Origin of the sequence: Fervidicella metallireducens AeB, assembly GCF_000601455.1 — a bacterium.
Taxonomy (GTDB): Bacteria; Bacillota; Clostridia; order Clostridiales; family Caloramatoraceae; genus Fervidicella; species Fervidicella metallireducens.
This window is the reverse complement of record NZ_AZQP01000004.1, coordinates 1-17,498: the sequence shown is the minus strand read 5'-3', so window position 1 is coordinate 17,498 and position 17,498 is coordinate 1. Positions and strand designations below refer to the sequence as shown.

The following is a 17,498-nucleotide window of genomic DNA, read 5'->3' as shown; positions in this document are numbered from 1 at the left end:
TATCCCCTTGTTTTTATTAATTTTTACGTTGTTCTTTTGGTGATTTTATTGAAACTGTTATAGCCATCAAGGTTCCCAGAAATATAAGGTAAATCTCATATGATATAGTTATAAAATTCAATATTTCTTCTGTAGGAAAAATATTTTCAAATTCAATGCATAAAAGCACCAATAAGGGTAGTACTACAAAAGCCAGTATTTTATATTGGAATTTATTTGATGTAAAGTCCTTTAAACAAAATAACAAGGCACTGTAGTATAAAGAAATACTTTTTAGAATAATCAAAGACCATACAAGAATAAATATGTATCTAAAGTTATTTATCAATGAAATAGTAACACTTTCAGTAACAAGTAAAAATGACCAGTCACTTTTTAATATTACATCTGAACCTAAATAGTAAACAGATATAAACCCAATCCATACATGAACAAGGGTAGTCAATAAAATCGCATTAACAGTTACCTTTGCCATTTTATCTTTTTGCTTTAGATAAGGGTAAATAATGAAAATTATCTCTATACCAAGATATTGTTTAAATGCTTCAATTCCTCCATTTACAATTCCACTGAAGCCTGATTCAAAAACTGGATATATGTTTATTATTTTAGCTTCCTTTAATGCCATGATTGAAGGTAGAATAAGTAAAAATGTAAGATAAAGGGCAATCTGAGATACTTTAGCCACAACCCTCAAGCCATTTGATGCTGCATAGGCAGAAACCGCGAAAACTGCCAGTGCAACTTTAAAAGGGGATAAAAATCCTGCACTAAAGGTGGTTATCATATCAATATATGTGTTGCCTATAATCAATAGAGTAATAAGAAAATAAACGAGTAAAATTAAATTTAACAAACCACCTGCAAACTTTCCAAAATATTTCCTGTTTAATGTAAGTATATTTTCACCAGGAGATTTTTTAAATATAACCATTGTTAATATAAATATATATATTGGAAAAATTGCTCCAACAGCTGTAGAAATCCATAGATCCTGATGTGCATATCTAACAATTCCCTTAGTTATACTGATTGTAGATACTCCAACCATTGTTCCAAAAACAACTGCTGTATATTGACTGCTGGTTAAATTATAATCATTCTCTTTGAGAATTTTCTCCCTATTGTTCATTTCCATTTCTCCTAAATTTATTCCTGAAATCAACCTGCCTGGTTGGATTAGTATTTGGAATCCCCTCTGGCCGTTTATTCATTTTCCATAAAGGAGCCTTATAAATGTATCCTTCAAATCACTTAAATGAAATTCAAAATATGGTACACCAAAACTGTCTAAAGATGACAGGTGGGCTAAAATTAAAAACCAGGCTATTGCTATACCAAGAATCCCCATCATATTTGCCAATATAAGCACTGGAAACTGCAGAATTCTTATACACAGTGACATATCGTAGTTGGGTATTAAAAAAGTTGCAACAACTGTAACTCCAACAATGAGCAATGTTGCAGGACTTACAATCTTTGATTTTATTGCAGTATCACCTATGATAATACCTCCAACTAAGCTCAGGGTCTGGGCAATCTTTGAAGGAAGTCTAAGTCCTCCTTCCCTTAAAAACTCAACTATTATTGACATCAGAACAATCTCCATAAATGGGGTCAATGCTATGCCTACCCTTGACTGTACTATTGGGGTTACAAATTTTATAGGAATAAGCTCTACGTTATACTTTATTAAAGTTAAGTAAATAGATGGAAGTGTTAATACTATAAATGCTGCAAAAACCCTTAATATCCTTGAAAAACTTGCAACAACTGTTCTTTGATTATAATCTTCAACTGCCTGAAAAAACTGAATAAAAAGAGATGGGATACTCATTGCAACTGGATAACCTTCAATAATTACTATAATACGTCCTTCCAGTAATTCTGCAACTGCCCTGTCTGGTCTTTCTGTTGTAAAGGACTGTGGAAAAACAGTATAAGTGTAATCTTCTATGTATTGCTGCAGCATTCCAAGGGATATGGCTCCATCTATATCTACTGCTTTTATTCTTTTTCTCAGTTCATTAAGTATATTTTTATCAACAATGCTGTCTATATAAAAAACAGCTACTTCACTTTGGGTACGCCTTCCCAAGGTAAAGGTTTCTATCATTAAATCCTTATCCTTTATTCTTCTTTTTATTGTTGATATATTAGTTTCTAATTTTTCTGTAAAACCATCCCTTGCACCCTTAACTGTGGTTTCGTTTTCAGGTTCTATAATGCTTCTAGCTTCTCCCCCTGCCGCATCTATTAGGATTGCCTCTGTCATGCCATTTATTAAAATAGCAGTTTTTCCTCTTTTTATCATAGTTATGATATCGTCCATCTTTTCTATAACATCTGTATTACTCATTGGGATATATGTTTTAGATAAATAATCTGCAAGATTAGCTTTGCCTGTCAGATTTTCATTAACTTTGTACATAAGGGGTGCTAAAACATCCCTGTCTATTATTTCTTTATTTACAAGTCCGCTAATAAAAACAATAGCTGCATCAAGGGGCTGTTCCTTTCCAATATAAAATTCCTTAACCGTTAAATAATTTTTAGTGCCTATATTGTTTCTTATCAGGTTTATATTCTGTTCAAGGCTGTTACTATCCATAATCATCACCATTTCTTTTATAAATTGATTATATTTTTAGCATTTATTGGATTAAATATACTATTTTTCTAAACTTTAAATATTAAACCCGCATTATGCTGCTAACATAATACGGGTTTAATTTATTTCGGTATTAATATATCTATATTCTTATTTTTACATCTGTCACATCCGGAACAATAAATAATTTTATCTGAAAAGATATTTTTTAAAGTATCTAAAACCTCTTGATTTTGAGAATTTTCAATACCATGGATTGTAATTTTCTTTGGTGCAGATGTTATCAGTGAGCTTATCAGCAGGTCATGTTTATTTATTTCACCTTTTATATTTTCAATATTAAAATCTTCGAACATCTCCTTGGTAATATCATTACAGTTATCATCTTCAATACGGTAATCTCCACCATTTAGTATATATATATTTAAGGACTCAAATTTGCTCTCCTGAATATCAACAAAGTATTTTAATAATTTTATGAACTCACTATATTCCCTCTCTGCTATATATTCATCCACAACCTGCTCTATTATATTCTGCAGATCCGAATTGAATTCCCTTAATCTAAAGGTTATAAAACCATCCAGGATAATTTCACTTGATTCCTGAAGGTATTCTTCAATTTTCTTCAGGATATTGTTTTTTCTGTTGATGCTAAGAATTAAATCCTGGGCAGTAAATATTCCATTTCCCATTATAACCGAGATGCACCTTGACTTTATTTCTTCTAAGTCCTTAGCATCCAAGTATTCGTAATTTTCACTTATCAGCTTTTCTAAGTTTTCCACCTCATATTCTCTGATTAGAAAATCGTAAATTATATTGGCACAATAGATATAATACAGTTCCCTGCACTCTTCAAAGCTTTTTATATCCTTTTCAGTATCTTTAAGTATGCATTTTATATAATGCATACCTCCAACGTCGTTTTCAGCAATAGCCATATTTATATTTTTATCTCTAAAGAATTTGCATAATTCATTAAGGCTTACATATATATCTCTATTGTTTTTGCTGTATCCTACTGACAGGAGAATCATCTTATCACTCCCTTCAACAATAGTATATGTGCCAGAAAAATTGCTATACAGAAAAATTTTTCTGGTCTATATACTATATTCCTTTAAAGTGATTAGTGTCCCCAAATCCAGCAGTCTATTTTCACTTAAATTAATTATTTTTTTGCTATATTTTAACAAAAAATTTTTCTATTTTTTGATGCTGAGGATGAGTCTTTATATTTCCAAAAAAGCATATTTCAGATTCTGACATACACCCTGAAGCTCCCCCTATAAAACCATAATCCATCTCAAATAAATCTATATAACCCGGTTCTATTAAAAGGACATCCAGTTGATTTTTAACAGCATTATATATTCCCTGATCCGATGTTATTATTGCATCCTTTGATACAACTGCCGTTGAACATTTTGAATAACCCTGTTTAACATTTATTATATTTAAATTTCTTAAGTATAGTTCATTTAAAAGCCTGATGTCTGTGGTTTTTATGTTACAGATTACGTAATTTGAAACCCTTGCTGCATTATATGGTACATCCCCTGGGTAAGGACCTTTCACAGGCTCCCTGCCGAAAATAATATTAAAGCCCTCCTCTTCTAAAGCTTCAATAACCCCTTTATTTATATTAGGGGCTAATATTATATCATTTTTTCCTAAATGATGCACCATGATATCTGGATGATAGGAAACTGCCTCCAGCACATCGTTATTTTTAAATGTTTTTATTAATCTTATTCCTTTTTCCTTTAGTTTTTTTTCCATATCAAAAGGAACCCTTCCATCAATTAAAGCCAGAGAAATCCTGCCCTTTGGCAGGTTAGGTTCCTCAATGAACTTTTCCAACTAACACAGCTCCTTTCGTTTTCTAAAAAGTAAATAAAATCCCACAAATCCTATTATCCCACTTACTCTGAATGTTATCTCCGGTCCGAAATATTTTGACAGCATACCTGCATAAAAACTACCTACTGGTATAAGCCCCCCAAAAACAAGGGAATAGGCACTCATAATTCTCCCCCTCATTTCATCTGGAGAATTAAACTGCATAATACTATTGGATGTTGTGTTGAACATTATCATAAAAAATCCTGAGAAGGTCAGTAAAATTAATGATAGATAATAGTTTTTTGAAAAACTAAGGAGAATTAAAAATATTGCTAAACCACTGGATCCAATAAGCTGGTAATTCAGAGCTCTCTCCCTTTTACCCTTTGCTGCCACAGATATAGCTCCTATAAGGCACCAAGGCCTAGAGCTGATAGTAGCATACCAAAGGCCTCTTCCTTTAGATGTAGTATGTCCTTTGTATATATTGGAATTAGTATATTAAAGTTTATACAAAATGTTGGTATAATTGCAACTACCATAAAAGTATATAAAAGTTTTGGGGTTTTTCCTATATATTTTATTCCCTCTAGTATCTCTTTAAATGGATTTTCTACATTTTTTCTAGCTGGTTTATCTTCCATTCTCATCATTAAAAGGCCTATTAAGACAGCAAGAAAACTTACTGCATTAAAAAAGAAACACCATTTGGCACCAAAAACAGACATAACCTTACCGGCAAAGGCAGGCCCTATAAGTCTTGCTCCGTTAAAAGCAGCAGAATTTAGAGCAATTGCATTTAACAGGTGTTCACGACCTTCCACCATTTCCACAACAAAGGATTGTCTTGCAGGATTATCAAGGGCTTGTACAGTTCCAATTACAGATACAATTATAAGTATGTATGGATATTTTATGTTATCTGTAGCTATGAGCAAAAACAACATGAATGCAGCAATAAGCAGCATAGTCTGGGTAAATATTATGATTTTTCTTTTTGGATATTTTTCTACTATTATTCCAAAGGGAAGAGATAAGAAGAAAAGAGGTGTAAACTGAACCACTGTCATAAGAGATAATAAAAGTCTATCGTTTGTTATGGTATACACTAACCAGCTTAATGCAGCGTTTTGCATCCAGCTGCCGATTAAAGAAACTACCTGACCACACCAGAATAATGTAAAATTTCTGTGGGTAAAGGCTGGAAAAGAATTTTTGACGGCACTTTTTATATTCATTGAAATCCCCCCGATGCATTTTTTATGAAAATAATCAAATTTATTGTGATATTTTCATAATAATACAAAATAACCGGAGTTACAATAAAAAAACTCACATGAAACATGTGAGTTTATGGAGGCGGCAACCAGATTTGAACTGGTGAATAAAGGTTTTGCAGACCTCTGCCTTACCGCTTGGCTATGCCGCCATGTGGAGCGGAAGACGGGATTCGAACCCGCGACGTTCACCTTGGCAAGGTGACGCTCTACCACTGAGCCACTCCCGCATATTAAATTTGGTGCCCAGAGCCGGAATCGAACCAGCGACACGGGGATTTTCAGTCCCCTGCTCTACCGACTGAGCTATCTGGGCAAATTGGCGACCTAGAAGGGGCTCGAACCCTCGACCTCCGGCGTGACAGGCCGGCACTCTAACCAACTGAGCTACTAGGCCATATGGTGGGCACAACAGGGATCGAACCTGTGACCCTCTGCTTGTAAGGCAGATGCTCTCCCAGCTGAGCTATGCGCCCATATTTCCTAAAGACATTTTTAATTTTACCATGGACCTTTTAAATTGTCAACACTACTTACCACATTTTGTAATCATCTGTTTTCCTGCTGACATGTATTATGATATCCTCTTTTAGTCTTTATGTCAACACCTTTTTAAATCTTTTTTATTAAACTTCCTGAGTAAAGTCTAAATAAACTTTATCTGTCAATAGGTTAAAAGCTTTATCTTGTAAAAAACGGCATAAAAAATCCCCTGAAGGGGTTACCTCAAGGGGATTTAAATTTAATATTAAAGTTTTATTTTTTGAATAGCTTGTTCTAAATCTGCAATAATATCTTCTGCGTCTTCTAGACCTACTGAAAGTCTTACAAGACCATCTGTAATTCCTGCAGCTAATCTCTCTTCCCTTGGAACTGGTGAGTGTGTCATTGAAGCTGGATGTTGTATCAGTGTTTCAGCATCTCCTAAGCTAACAGCAAGTGTACAAAGTTCAACGCTGTTCATAAGCTGTCTTCCTGCTTCTACACCACCCTTAATTTCGAATGCTATCATTCCACCGAAGTTTAACATTTGCTTCTTAGCTAATTCATGTTGTGGATGACTTTCAAGTCCTGGATAATATACTTTTTCTACCATTGGGTGTGCTTCTAAATATTTTGCAATCTTCATTGCGTTTGCACAGTGTCTATCCATTCTGATGCCAAGAGTCTTTAATCCTCTAAGTATTAACCAAGCGTTAAATGGGCTTATGCATCCTCCTGTGATATCCTTTATACCAACTAGTCTAACTTCGTTGATGAAATCCTGCTTACCTACTACAATACCTGCTATAACATCGCCATGTCCATTTATGTATTTTGTTGCACTGTGAATAACTATATCTGCACCAAGTTCAAGTGGTCTTTGTCCATATGGTGACATAAATGTATTGTCAACCATAAGCTGTGCTCCACCATCATGAGCTATTTTTGCTATTCCTTCAATATCAATTAAATCCAAAGTTGGGTTTGCTGGTGTTTCGATATAAACTAATTTTGTATTGCTCTTCATTGCATTCTTTACATTTTCTAAATTCTTTGCATCAACAAATGTAACTTCTATTCCAAATTTTGGCATTTGATGTGACAATAAAGCAAATGTACATCCATATAAAGTATCTGAAGCAACTATATGGTCTCCTGCTTTACACATAGTCCAGATTGGAGCTGCTATTGCTGTCATACCTGATGCAACTGCAAGTGCTGCTTCTCCACCTTCTAGAATTGCCATTTTTTCTTCTAATTGAGCTTGTGTTGGGTTACCTAATCTTGTGTAGATGTAACCTGCTTCCTCTAATGCAAATCTAGCTGCTCCCTGTTCAACATTTTCAAAAACGAATGTTGATGTTTGATAAATTGGAGTTGAAAGAGCTCCTGTCAGTGGATCTGGATGTTGTCCAGCATGTACTAGCTTTGTGTTGTAGCCTTTGTTCTTAATGTCGTGCATCGTTAATTGCCTCCTTATACATTAATATAAATTAAATTTTTAGTATAATCTTTAAAGTTTTAAAATAACAAATTGCGAAAATATTCGACATATTCATTCTAGCATTATGCTTTTTTAATTTCAACCACTTAACAAACTTTGTTAATGGTTCAAAGTTTTAAAGTGGCAAAATATTTCGAATTTATTATTTACATTTAACTCTTTATTATACTTCTAGCTCAAACGCTACTTTAAATGAGAAAATTTACAAATATATTGTATCATATTTCCATAAATGTTAATATATATTTCGTTTAAATAATATTATTTTCCATATAAATGTTGCTAAAAGCCCCATGAATGCTATGAAATTCATTCATGGGGCTAATCAACATATAACTTTTCAACAGCCTGGAGCCTATTAAAAGGCTGTTTTTATTTCATTAAATTTTCTATATCCTCTTTTGTAAACAGATATTTTTTATTGCAGAAATGACATTCAATCTGAATGTTCTCTTCTTCTTCCTTCAACTTTGTAAGTTCATCTCTTCCTAATGCAATAAGTGCCCTTTCAACACGTTCCTTTGAACAGTCACAGACATAGTCAACCTCAAGTTTTTCATAAATTTTCAAATCCATATCATCAAATAAAAGGTTTAATATATCTTCACCTGATTTTCCTTCAGCAATTAATTTTGATATTGGAGGTATTTCCTGTAACCTAAAAGTAATTATATCTCCAATCATCTCATTTGCTCCAGGCATTATTTGAATTATAAGCCTCCTGCTGCTTTTATTGTTCTGTCTGTATCCACTAGAACTCCAACAGGAACTGCTGTTGGTGTCTGTTCAGATATGTTGAAATAATAGGCAATATCATCTCCAACTTCACCGGTATATATAGGAACCTGACCTACATATGGTTCCCTAAGTCCCATGTCCTTCACAATGTTGAGCATTCCATCTTTACCGATTGCTCCTCCTACATCAAGCTTCCCCCTCTGGTTTAAAGGTATATCTACATTAGGATTTGACATATACCCCTTCACCCTTCCCTTTGAATCAGCTACAACAATAATGTTTCCAGCAGGTCCACCGCCATTCATCCTTATTGTTATAGTATCCTTTTCTCCTTTTTGCATTGCTCCCATCATTGCCCCTGCTGTTAAAAGCCTTCCAAGAGCAGCTGAAGCAGTTGGTGATAAATCGTGTATCTGTCTTGCTTTTTCAACTAGATCTGTAGTTATTGCTGCAAATAATCTTACATCGCCATTTAATGCTGTTCCTCTTAATATATATGCCATATTACTCCTCCTTATATGCTATAAAAGTTCCTCTGATACTGTTTTCTTTAACTGATTCAAAGGAATAATCTTCATAAACCTCTACATTTTTAAATCCTGTTTCAATTAAAATTTGTTTCAGATTGTTTAAATCATAAATTTTCTGCTCATGTTTTTCATCAAATCTTCTATATAAAACCCCTTCCTTTACAAAGAAAGTTATATACATCTCAAGTATATCATCTTCAAGGTAATTATCCCAGATATAGCAAAGTTCATCACGGTTCATTGTAAAGGTATTGTTGCCCATTATGTTTTTAAGTTTATGACTTGTACTTATATCAAAAATAAAATAACCACCTGGTTTTAGATGTTTATATACACCCTTAAAGCTTTTTTCTAATTTTTCCTCTGTCAATATGTAGTTGTATCCATCACAGAAAGAGAAAACAAAATCATATTCCTTACCTGTGTTTATCTTGGTCATATCCTGATTCAAAAACATTATTTTCAGCCTTTTATTTCTTGCCTTCTCCTCAGCTATTGTCAGCATATCCCTTGAAATATCAACTGCAGTAACGTCAATTCCATTTTCCTTAAGTCTAAATGTCATATTACCAGTTCCGCAGCCAAGTTCAAGGGCCTTTTTGCCTTTTAAATTTATATCTTTACCCTTGAAATATTCCTTTAGAAATTCCATCCATTTGTCGTATTCCATATCAATCATATCATCATAAACCTGTGCTAAATGTGTGTATTGTTCCATTTTCTTCTCCTTTCCTTATAAATTACTAATATATTATCAATTATTTTAAATAAAAAATCAACAATATCCCTTCTTTTAAATTTTTATTAAAAATCTGCATATAGCTGGTCTTTATTAAGTATCAGTTAATAGGGGGGATTTTTTATGCTTTATCCATTATTTTTCAATCCTATTTATAAAAGCACTATTTGGGGAGGTAGAAATTTAGAAAAAATATTCAATAGAAAAATTCCAGATGGAAATATCGCAGAAAGCTGGGAAATTTGTTGTCATGGTGAAGATGACAGTGTTGTATCTAATGGTTTTTTAAAGGACAAGAAATTATCAGAGCTTATTGAAATGTATGGATTTAAGCTTCTTGGGAATAACTGCAGAGGATTTAATAAGTTTCCTTTATTAATCAAATTCATAGATGCTAAGGATAAACTTTCTGTTCAGGTTCATCCAACAGATGAATATGCACTTAAATACGAAGGGGAATCAGGAAAAACAGAGGCATGGTACGTTGTTAATGGAAAAAAAGGCGCTCAGCTTATATATGGAACCAAAAAGGATATAAACAAGGGAGATTTTTTAAACTCACTATATAGTGGCAATATTGAGGAATGTCTTCGCTTTGTTGATATAAAAAATGGTGATTTTGTCTTTATTCCTTCTGGTACTGTTCATGCTATATTAGATGGAGTTCTGATTTTAGAAATACAACAAAACTGTGATTTGACCTATAGGATTTATGATTGGAATAGAGTGGATAAAAAGGGAAATTTAAGACCTCTTCATATTGATAAAGCATTGGATGTTATAGATTTTAATTTTAAAGGTGAGGTTATTCAGCCTGCAATATCTTCTTTTGGGGGATATAATTTTTCATCTGTCATAAATTGCAGCTATTTTAAAATAGATCTTGTTAAGGTGTCTGAAAGGTTTGAAGATTATTCCTCTATGGATTCCTTTTTTACTTTTACTTGTATACAGGGAAGTGGAAAACTTATACACTGCAATGTAGTTTATGATATACCGCCTGGATGCAGCTTTATGCTTCCTGCAGGTATAGGAAATTATGAGATTTTAGGAGAAATCACTTTAATAAAAACACATATTTAAAACAAATGACATACAAAGTGAAATCTTTGTATGTCATTTGTTCCATTTGCGACCATTGTCCTTATTTCTCTTTGTCATTATTCCGCCTATTCTTCCAGTTTCCTCGGCTGTTAAACCGCTCCAGCCATATTTTTTTACCTTATCGGCAAGCCCAAGTTCTTCTGCAATTTCATATTTAATTTTTTCACGCTCTGCCTCAACATCACTAAGTTGTTTTTTTGCTTTAATCTTTGCTTTTACTATCTTTTTAAAAGGTGTCGTCATAAAATACACCCCCTTGACTCTATTTTGCATAATAAATTATTTTTTATTCAAATTAGTCCTCTTTATCTAAGAATAACTTAGCAATATTAACATAATTTTGTTGCAAACTAAATTTAAGCTTGCATATAATATTATTAATACGAAGAAATGAAAGGATGATTAAAATGAGTCTATTTACTGGTTCAGGTGTTGCAATTGTTACTCCATTTAACGATAATGGTGTAGATTTTAAAAAACTGGAAGAACTTTTAGAGTGGCATATAGAGCAAAAAACCGATGCTATTATAGTCTGCGGAACAACAGGAGAAGCCTCAACAATGAGCGAACAAGAAAGAAAAGAGACTATTAAATTCACTGTTGACGTTGTTAAAGGAAGAATTCCTGTTATAGCTGGAACTGGAAGCAACAACACTAAAGCATCAGTTGAAATGAGCAGATGGGCAGAGAGCATTGGTGTTGATGGACTTTTAGTTATAACTCCATATTATAACAAAACAACTCAAAGAGGTTGTATTGAACACTTTAAAGCTATTTCAGCAGCTGTTACAAAACCCATTATAATTTATAATGTACCAGGAAGAACTGGTTTTAACATAGCTCCACAAACTGTATATGAATTATCTAAACTCCACAACATTGTTGCAATTAAAGAAGCCAGTGGGGATTTCTCACAATTAGCTGAGATAGCAGCTCTTTGCGGTGACAATCTGGATATATATTCTGGTAATGATGATCAAACTATTCCAATGATGGCACTTGGGGCTAAAGGTGTTATTTCTGTTGTTGCAAATATTCTTCCAAAGGATACACACGATATGTGTGAAAAATTCCTGAATGGAGATGTAAAGGGTGCCTGCGAAATGCAGCTTAAAATGTTCCAATTGATAAAAGCTTTATTCATTGAAACTAACCCTATACCTGTTAAAACCGCTATGAACATTATGGGCATGGAAGTTGGCCATTTAAGACTACCATTGTTTGAAATGTCACCAAATAACGTTGAAACTTTGAAAAAGGCTATGTCCAATTATGGAATCAAGTTTTAGAGGTGAAGTTATGAAGGTTCTTCTTCATGGTTGTAATGGTAAAATGGGTCAGGTTTTAACAAAGATTATTTCTGAAATAAAGGATATGACAGTTGTCTGCGGTGTTGACAAGGAGCCTCTCAGATTTAAAAATGAATATCCAGTCTATCCATCCCTTTTGGAAGTCAAGGAGGATGTGGATGTTGTTATTGATTTTTCAAACCATGTCTGCTTAAATTCTCTCCTGGATTTCGGGTTAAATAAAAAAGCAGCCTTGGTTATTTGTACAACTGGTTTTTCCCAGGAAGAAAAACAGCAGATGAAAGATGCCTCAAGGTCTATACCTATTTTCCACTCTGCTAATATGTCTGTTGGAATAAATTTATTGATGGCATTGGTAAAGGAAGCTGCAAAAAAACTTTATCAGGATTTTGACATTGAGATAATAGAAAAACATCACAATCAAAAACTGGACTCCCCCAGTGGAACTGCTTTAATGCTTGCAGATGCGATTAACGAAGGTCTGAATAATGAACTTGAATATATCTATGGCAGACATTCTAAAACTCAGAAAAGGGAGAAAAGGGAGCTTGGACTTCATGCCATAAGAGGAGGCTCAATAGTTGGAGAACATCAGGTTATCTTTGCAGGTGCAGGTGAGGTTATTGAACTTAACCACAATGCCCTGTCAAGGGATGTTTTTGCTTACGGTGCTGTACGAGCAGCTAGATTTATGTACGGAAAAGAGCCTGGTATGTATAACATGCAGGACGTATTAAAATAATATAGATATGGCTTCTAAAATATTTTAAGTTTCAGGGTGGCTGACCAGCCAGGTAAGTTTGTTTAATACCACTTAATAATAACAGATTTACTTTGGCTTTTCAGCCACCCTTTCGTAGAAGCCACACCCATTTGATAAATGGAAGGTGATTAAATGGAAAATCTTATAAATGACAGAGTTAAAAATATACAGATTTCTGGAATAAGAAAATTTTATAATTTAGTTGTCAACTATAAGGATGCAGTTTCCCTTACTATCGGTCAACCAGACTTTACAACCCCAGAACACGTAAAGGAAGCTGGAATAAGAGCAATTAATGAAAATAAAACCTCATATACACAAAATGCTGGTTTAATTGAACTTAGAAAAGCTGCAGCAGACTTTGTTTATAACAAATATGGCTTATTATATAACCCTGAAAATGAAGTTATCACAACCAACGGTGCCAGTGAGGCTTTAGATATAACCTTCCGAACTATATTATCTGAAGGTTGTGAAGTTATTTTGCCAGGTCCTGTTTATCCTGGCTATGAACCTATTATAAAACTTTGTGGGGCAGAACCTGTTTATATCAATACCTGTAATTCTGGGTTTAAACTAACTGCTGAACTGATTGAAAGTCACATAACGGATAATACAAGATGTATAGTAATTCCCTATCCATCCAATCCAACTGGCTGTGTCCTTGATTCTGATGAGCTTTTAAAAATAGGTCAGCTCTTAAAGGATAAGAATATTTTTATTGTTTCTGATGAGATATACAGTGAACTCACCTTTGACGGAAAACATAATTCCATTGCTTCTATTCCTGATTTAAGGAATAAAACTATCGTTATTAACGGTCTGTCCAAATCACATTCAATGACAGGATGGAGGATTGGCTTTACCTTTGCCCCTGAATATATTACAAAACACATGTTAAAGGTACATCAATATAATGCAACCTGTGCCTCAACAATCAGCCAGTATGCAGCCTTTGAAGCCTTAAAAAACGGTCTCAATGATGCTGAAGCTATGAGAAACGAATACAGAAAACGCAGGGATTACGTATATGACAGGCTTGTTTCAATGGGACTTGATGTTAATAAACCCAGTGGTGCATTTTACATATTTCCATCTGTAAAGAAATTTGGATTAACTTCCTTTGAGTTTGCATCTAAGCTTTTAGAACAGGAAAGGGTGGCAGTTGTTCCTGGCGATGCATTTTCTATATATGGTGAAGGTTATATAAGAATATCCTATGCCTATTCAATGGAAATACTTGAAGAAGGACTTAACAGGCTTCAGAAGTTCATCTTGAGCCTATAATAGACTGTTATAACTTACTGATATTTGACAAAAAAATTCCCTGATGTTATGTTATATTTGTTCTATATTGAAATGCACAAAGGAGTGAGAATTACTATGAATAATAGAGATTATGATTTAACCAATCCTTATGAAATAGCAAAATTTATAAAGGATGCTAAAAAATCAACTCCAGTTAAGGCTTATGTTGATGGAGATTTATCAGGGGTTTCCCATGATAACCTTGAGGTTTATGGAAGTGGAAACTTCTATGTGATTTTTGGGGAAAACAATGATGTAGAAGAATTTTTACAAAAACACAGTGAAAAAATTAAGAAATTCAGATTGGAAAATGATAGAAGAAATTCAGCTATACCTATGTTGGATATTAGACATACTGATGCAAGAATAGAACCAGGTGCTATTATAAGGGACAGAGTTTACATAGCAAAAATGCCGTTATAATGATGGGAGCTGTAATTAACATAGGTGCCCATATTGATGAAGGAACTATGATCGATATGAATGCTGTAGTTGGAGCAAGAGGAACTATAGGCAAAAACTGCCATATTGGTGCAGGAGCTGTCATCGCAGGGGTACTTGAACCACCAAGTAAAGAACCTGTTATTATCGAAGATAATGTTTTAATAGGTGCTAATGCAGTTATACTTGAGGGAGTTAGAGTTGGTGCTGGTGCTGTTGTTGCTGCTGGTGCTGTTGTTACTGAAAATGTTGAAAGTGGTGTTGTTGTGGCAGGCTCACCTGCTAAGGTTATTAAAAGAGTAGATGAAAAGACAAAGGACAAAACTCAGCTTCTTGACGATTTAAGAAAATAACACATTAGCTTACAGCATTCTTAAAGGAATCGTAAAACCTAATCCCCATGAAGGATTTTTTGAATTTCTTCTTTAAAAATCCTTCCATGGGGATTTTATATACTAAATGTGTTATTCTCTGAAGTTTTCTTCATTCATATCGTTTTCTCCATTGTCAAAATCATCTTCATTAACCTTTTCCATCTTTGAAATTGAAACTTCATAGGCAACTCTCTTTACAATATTGTCATCTGATAATTTCTTTTCATATTCTCTGCTTTGTATTCTGCCCCAGATTTTTATATGAGATCCTACTTCAAGGATACTTGAAAATCTCGCATTTCTACCCCATGCTATAACAGGAATATAGTCGGATTTATTGTATGGCCTGTTAACTGCCAGCAATAGATCTGTTATTTCTCTGCCAAAAGGAGTTGTTCTGTAAACAGGATCCTTACATATAAATCCATCCAGACAGATCTGGTTTGGAGATTTTGATATTTCCTCAATTGGATTAATATCCCTTGCAAAGATAGTTAGGATTAGTCTGTTGGAACCCTCAATGAATTTATTATATGATCTTAACTGTCCCTCAATTCTAATCAGATTCCCCTTCTTGGTATCCAATGCAGCTATAAGCCTTTCAGAAACAGTTACAGGTAAATAGTCCATGGATTCACTAAGTCTTGGAACTTCAATTGTAAAATTATAAAATCCCTCTCCATACATCTCATGACTAAATGTCAACTCTGAAACTATTTTACCCTCTATGTATACTTTGTTTGTGGATAATAAATTATAAGCCATTTCCCATCCCTCTCCCTTCGTGTTTCTACACATTTTAATTTCTATGTTATTAATATTAAGGAAGAGGGAAAAATATGATTATTTTTTATATTAAAATTTAAAAAATACAGCCAATTAATAACAAACATGTATAAGCAGCAAGGTAAGGATATATATCCTCACTTGTACCTTTTACCTTCATTGGCTTTTCAAATGGCTGAACTACTGAGTTTTTTATTGTAAATAAAGTTCTTTGAAGACAATAGCTGAAACAGAGGTTTTCTATATCATCAATACTTGAAGCAGTTACTGTTGTTTTTCCATTTAATCCATATGTTATTGGATATATTTTATCACATTTAAAGTTTATTCTGTGTATAGAATCTGAATTGAAAATAAAGTACCCATTTTCCTTTAAGTTACACATTATATTTTGAACTTCATCAATTACCTCAGTGCTTTCTTCATCAAGTGAAGTCTCAACTACAATATCAAACTTAATATCATCAAGGCGTTTTTCCATAATATCTTCCCTTGATATAAGGATTATTAAATAATCAATTTTTTCAGATTTAAGGTTTAAAAAAGCTTTGCTGCTGTCTTCTTTTGTTCCAATAACACACACTTTCTCATTGTATTGTTTTTTTATTGTTTCTTCTATTATCTCTGATACTGTGGACTTACCCCTGCTGCCAAGTACACCTATGGTTATCATAAAATTCACCTCAATGCTGTGCTTTTAATTTATCTTGTACACTATGCTTATTATTTATTCAGTAAAAACCTTTTCTACTATATCAATTTGACTTTTTGTTTATTTTATTCGTTTTTGTCTTCCTAAATTGTCTATATAATAATTATCCTTGTAAATTAAATCTGACATTTTAACAAAAGTAAAATTTTTTTTCTTTAATTCCTTTATTATTCTGTCTAATACCTTTGGCGTTTCCTCTGCATTGTTATGAAAAAGAACTATTGAGCCATTATCTGTCTTTTCTATAACTCTGCTTAAAATTACATCCTCCCCGGGGTTTTTCCAATCTAATGAATCCACATCCCATAATATGCAGTAGTGTCCGGTTTCTTTTACTGCCTTAACTACTTCGCTGTTATAATCTCCAAAGGGTGGTCTGAATAATGTGGTTCCCTTATTGTTTATAGCTTTTATTTTTTCACTGGTTATAAATATTTCTTCTTTTATTTTTTCGTTATTTAGCTCTGTAAAATGGGGATGTGACGTTGAATGATTTCCTATTTCATGTCCCTTTTCATGTATTTTCTTTACTTTTTCAGGGTATCTTTCTACCCAGTTGCCAACCAGAAAAAATGTTGCCTTTACATTATTTTTTTCTAAGATTTTAAGTATTTCATCTGTATATTCTTCTCCCCATGCTGCATCAAAGGTCAAGGCTACCTTTTTTTCATTGGTTTCAACACTGTATATTGGTATGTCCCTTTCAATATTTAAAAACACTTTCATGTATTTCGTTCCATTTCCAACTGAAAAATATAGAGACATAAGCACAAGGAAGCTAACTAATATAATATTTAAACCTATTCTTTTTAAACTGGTTTTTTCTATCAAACTAATTCCTCCTTATAGTTATATATACTATATTCTATTGATTTAATTTTTTCTTAAGTACAATTATTTGTATATATGACTATATCTTCATGTATTTTAACTTTGATTTTGTATAAACTAAATTCAGGGTTTTTGTGGG

General features: G+C 33.2%; 15 protein-coding genes, 5 tRNA genes and 3 pseudogenes. 5 read left to right on the top strand and 18 right to left on the bottom strand.

Going from position 1 to position 17,498, the window contains the following annotated elements:
* Positions 1-16: 16 nt before the first annotated feature.
* The 14 genes and pseudogenes from Q428_RS02090 to Q428_RS02030 form a co-directional block, all read right to left on the bottom strand.
* Positions 17-1,132: a GerAB/ArcD/ProY family transporter gene (locus Q428_RS02090; RefSeq protein WP_161633577.1), complete on the bottom strand. Its 1,116-nt coding sequence runs from the start codon at positions 1,130-1,132 to the stop codon at positions 17-19.
* Positions 1,122-2,617, bottom strand: a pseudogene (locus tag Q428_RS02085) (spore germination protein). Before Q428_RS02085 ends, Q428_RS02090 begins: the two are co-directional and overlap by 11 nt.
* 116 nt (positions 2,618-2,733) lie before the next feature.
* Positions 2,734-3,651: a putative sporulation protein YtxC gene (gene ytxC, locus Q428_RS02080; RefSeq protein WP_035377729.1), complete on the bottom strand. Its 918-nt coding sequence runs from the start codon at positions 3,649-3,651 to the stop codon at positions 2,734-2,736.
* A 145-nt stretch (positions 3,652-3,796) separates the two neighbouring features.
* Positions 3,797-4,477: a DUF6873 family GME fold protein gene (locus tag Q428_RS02075; RefSeq protein WP_051514818.1), complete on the bottom strand. Its 681-nt coding sequence runs from the start codon at positions 4,475-4,477 to the stop codon at positions 3,797-3,799.
* The gene (locus tag Q428_RS16250) at positions 4,478-4,855 is read right to left on the bottom strand and encodes an MFS transporter (RefSeq protein WP_051514817.1); all 378 of its coding nucleotides are present in this window, start codon (positions 4,853-4,855) and stop codon (positions 4,478-4,480) included.
* Positions 4,856-4,866: 11 nt separating this feature from the next.
* Complete coding sequence (locus Q428_RS16245) at positions 4,867-5,697, bottom strand: MFS transporter (protein WP_051514816.1); 831 nt, start codon at positions 5,695-5,697, stop codon at positions 4,867-4,869.
* A gap of 116 nt (positions 5,698-5,813) precedes the next feature.
* Positions 5,814-5,888: transfer RNA gene (locus tag Q428_RS02065), tRNA-Cys, on the bottom strand.
* 3 nt (positions 5,889-5,891) lie between these two features.
* Positions 5,892-5,966: transfer RNA gene (locus Q428_RS02060), tRNA-Gly, on the bottom strand.
* A 10-nt stretch (positions 5,967-5,976) separates the two neighbouring features.
* A tRNA-Phe gene (locus Q428_RS02055) sits at positions 5,977-6,052 on the bottom strand.
* 4 nt (positions 6,053-6,056) lie between these two features.
* Positions 6,057-6,133 (bottom strand) — tRNA-Asp (locus tag Q428_RS02050).
* A 3-nt stretch (positions 6,134-6,136) separates the two neighbouring features.
* Positions 6,137-6,212 (bottom strand) — tRNA-Val (locus Q428_RS02045).
* 272 nt (positions 6,213-6,484) lie between these two features.
* On the bottom strand, positions 6,485-7,681 hold the full coding sequence (gene megL / locus Q428_RS02040) for a methionine gamma-lyase (RefSeq protein WP_035377727.1): 1,197 nt from the start codon (positions 7,679-7,681) through the stop codon (positions 6,485-6,487).
* A gap of 414 nt (positions 7,682-8,095) precedes the next feature.
* A pseudogene (gene hslO, locus Q428_RS02035) lies at positions 8,096-8,964 on the bottom strand (Hsp33 family molecular chaperone HslO).
* 1 nt (position 8,965) lies between these two features.
* Entirely contained in the window at positions 8,966-9,709 is a 744-nt protein-coding gene (locus tag Q428_RS02030; protein WP_035377725.1) for a class I SAM-dependent DNA methyltransferase, read from the bottom strand.
* 144 nt (positions 9,710-9,853) lie between these two features.
* On the opposite strand from Q428_RS02030, the gene Q428_RS02025 reads away from it, so the two are divergent.
* A complete protein-coding gene (locus Q428_RS02025) occupies positions 9,854-10,813 on the top strand; it encodes a type I phosphomannose isomerase catalytic subunit (protein ID WP_035377723.1) in 960 nt (319 codons plus the stop codon).
* Positions 10,814-10,846: 33 nt separating this feature from the next.
* Here the strand turns inward: Q428_RS02025 and Q428_RS02020 are convergent, their stop codons facing one another.
* Positions 10,847-11,077 carry an alpha/beta-type small acid-soluble spore protein gene (locus tag Q428_RS02020; protein WP_035377721.1) on the bottom strand — a complete coding sequence of 77 codons (231 nt, stop codon included), beginning with the start codon at positions 11,075-11,077 and terminating at the stop codon, positions 10,847-10,849.
* A 164-nt stretch (positions 11,078-11,241) separates the two neighbouring features.
* Here Q428_RS02020 and dapA point away from each other — a divergent pair, with 164 nt between their 5' ends.
* The 4 genes and pseudogenes from dapA (at position 11,242) to dapD (ending at position 15,009) form a co-directional block, all read left to right on the top strand.
* Positions 11,242-12,123 (top strand): 4-hydroxy-tetrahydrodipicolinate synthase, encoded by an 882-nt coding sequence (gene dapA, locus Q428_RS02015; protein WP_035377719.1) that lies wholly within the window; start codon positions 11,242-11,244, stop codon positions 12,121-12,123.
* The gene (gene dapB / locus Q428_RS02010; protein WP_035377716.1) at positions 12,107-12,886 is read left to right on the top strand and encodes a 4-hydroxy-tetrahydrodipicolinate reductase; all 780 of its coding nucleotides are present in this window, start codon (positions 12,107-12,109) and stop codon (positions 12,884-12,886) included. Before dapA ends, dapB begins: the two co-directional genes overlap by 17 nt.
* 153 nt (positions 12,887-13,039) lie before the next feature.
* The gene (locus Q428_RS02005; protein ID WP_035377714.1) at positions 13,040-14,194 is read left to right on the top strand and encodes an aminotransferase A; all 1,155 of its coding nucleotides are present in this window, start codon (positions 13,040-13,042) and stop codon (positions 14,192-14,194) included.
* A gap of 96 nt (positions 14,195-14,290) precedes the next feature.
* A pseudogene (gene dapD / locus Q428_RS02000) lies at positions 14,291-15,009 on the top strand (2,3,4,5-tetrahydropyridine-2,6-dicarboxylate N-acetyltransferase).
* Between the two features lie 111 nt (positions 15,010-15,120).
* Here the strand turns inward: dapD and Q428_RS01995 are convergent.
* From Q428_RS01995 to pdaB, 3 genes are all read right to left on the bottom strand, one after another.
* Positions 15,121-15,795, bottom strand: a complete 675-nt coding sequence (locus tag Q428_RS01995) for a single-stranded DNA-binding protein (protein ID WP_035377711.1) — start codon at positions 15,793-15,795, stop codon at positions 15,121-15,123.
* A gap of 97 nt (positions 15,796-15,892) precedes the next feature.
* Entirely contained in the window at positions 15,893-16,489 is a 597-nt protein-coding gene (locus Q428_RS14325; protein WP_051514815.1) for a Mur ligase family protein, read from the bottom strand.
* A gap of 99 nt (positions 16,490-16,588) precedes the next feature.
* Positions 16,589-17,359, bottom strand: a complete 771-nt coding sequence (gene pdaB / locus Q428_RS01985) for a polysaccharide deacetylase family sporulation protein PdaB (RefSeq protein ID WP_278244856.1) — start codon at positions 17,357-17,359, stop codon at positions 16,589-16,591.
* Between the last annotated feature and the right edge of the window lie 139 nt (positions 17,360-17,498).

Excerpts from the sequence above, each read along its gene's own strand:
- Q428_RS02090 (WP_161633577.1), bottom strand. The coding sequence starts at position 1,132 with ATGAACAATAGGGAGAAAATTCTCAAAGAGAATGATTATAATTTAACC.
- ytxC (WP_035377729.1), bottom strand. The coding sequence starts at position 3,651 with ATGATTCTCCTGTCAGTAGGATACAGCAAAAACAATAGAGATATATAT.
- Q428_RS16245 (WP_051514816.1), bottom strand. The coding sequence starts at position 5,697 with ATGAATATAAAAAGTGCCGTCAAAAATTCTTTTCCAGCCTTTACCCAC.
- megL (WP_035377727.1), bottom strand. The coding sequence starts at position 7,681 with ATGCACGACATTAAGAACAAAGGCTACAACACAAAGCTAGTACATGCT.
- Q428_RS02030 (WP_035377725.1), bottom strand. The coding sequence starts at position 9,709 with ATGGAACAATACACACATTTAGCACAGGTTTATGATGATATGATTGAT.
- Q428_RS02025 (WP_035377723.1), top strand. The coding sequence starts at position 9,854 with ATGCTTTATCCATTATTTTTCAATCCTATTTATAAAAGCACTATTTGG.
- Q428_RS02020 (WP_035377721.1), bottom strand. The coding sequence starts at position 11,077 with ATGACGACACCTTTTAAAAAGATAGTAAAAGCAAAGATTAAAGCAAAA.
- dapA (WP_035377719.1), top strand. The coding sequence starts at position 11,242 with ATGAGTCTATTTACTGGTTCAGGTGTTGCAATTGTTACTCCATTTAAC.
- dapB (WP_035377716.1), top strand. The coding sequence starts at position 12,107 with ATGGAATCAAGTTTTAGAGGTGAAGTTATGAAGGTTCTTCTTCATGGT.
- Q428_RS02005 (WP_035377714.1), top strand. The coding sequence starts at position 13,040 with ATGGAAAATCTTATAAATGACAGAGTTAAAAATATACAGATTTCTGGA.
- Q428_RS01995 (WP_035377711.1), bottom strand. The coding sequence starts at position 15,795 with ATGGCTTATAATTTATTATCCACAAACAAAGTATACATAGAGGGTAAA.
- Q428_RS14325 (WP_051514815.1), bottom strand. The coding sequence starts at position 16,489 with ATGATAACCATAGGTGTACTTGGCAGCAGGGGTAAGTCCACAGTATCA.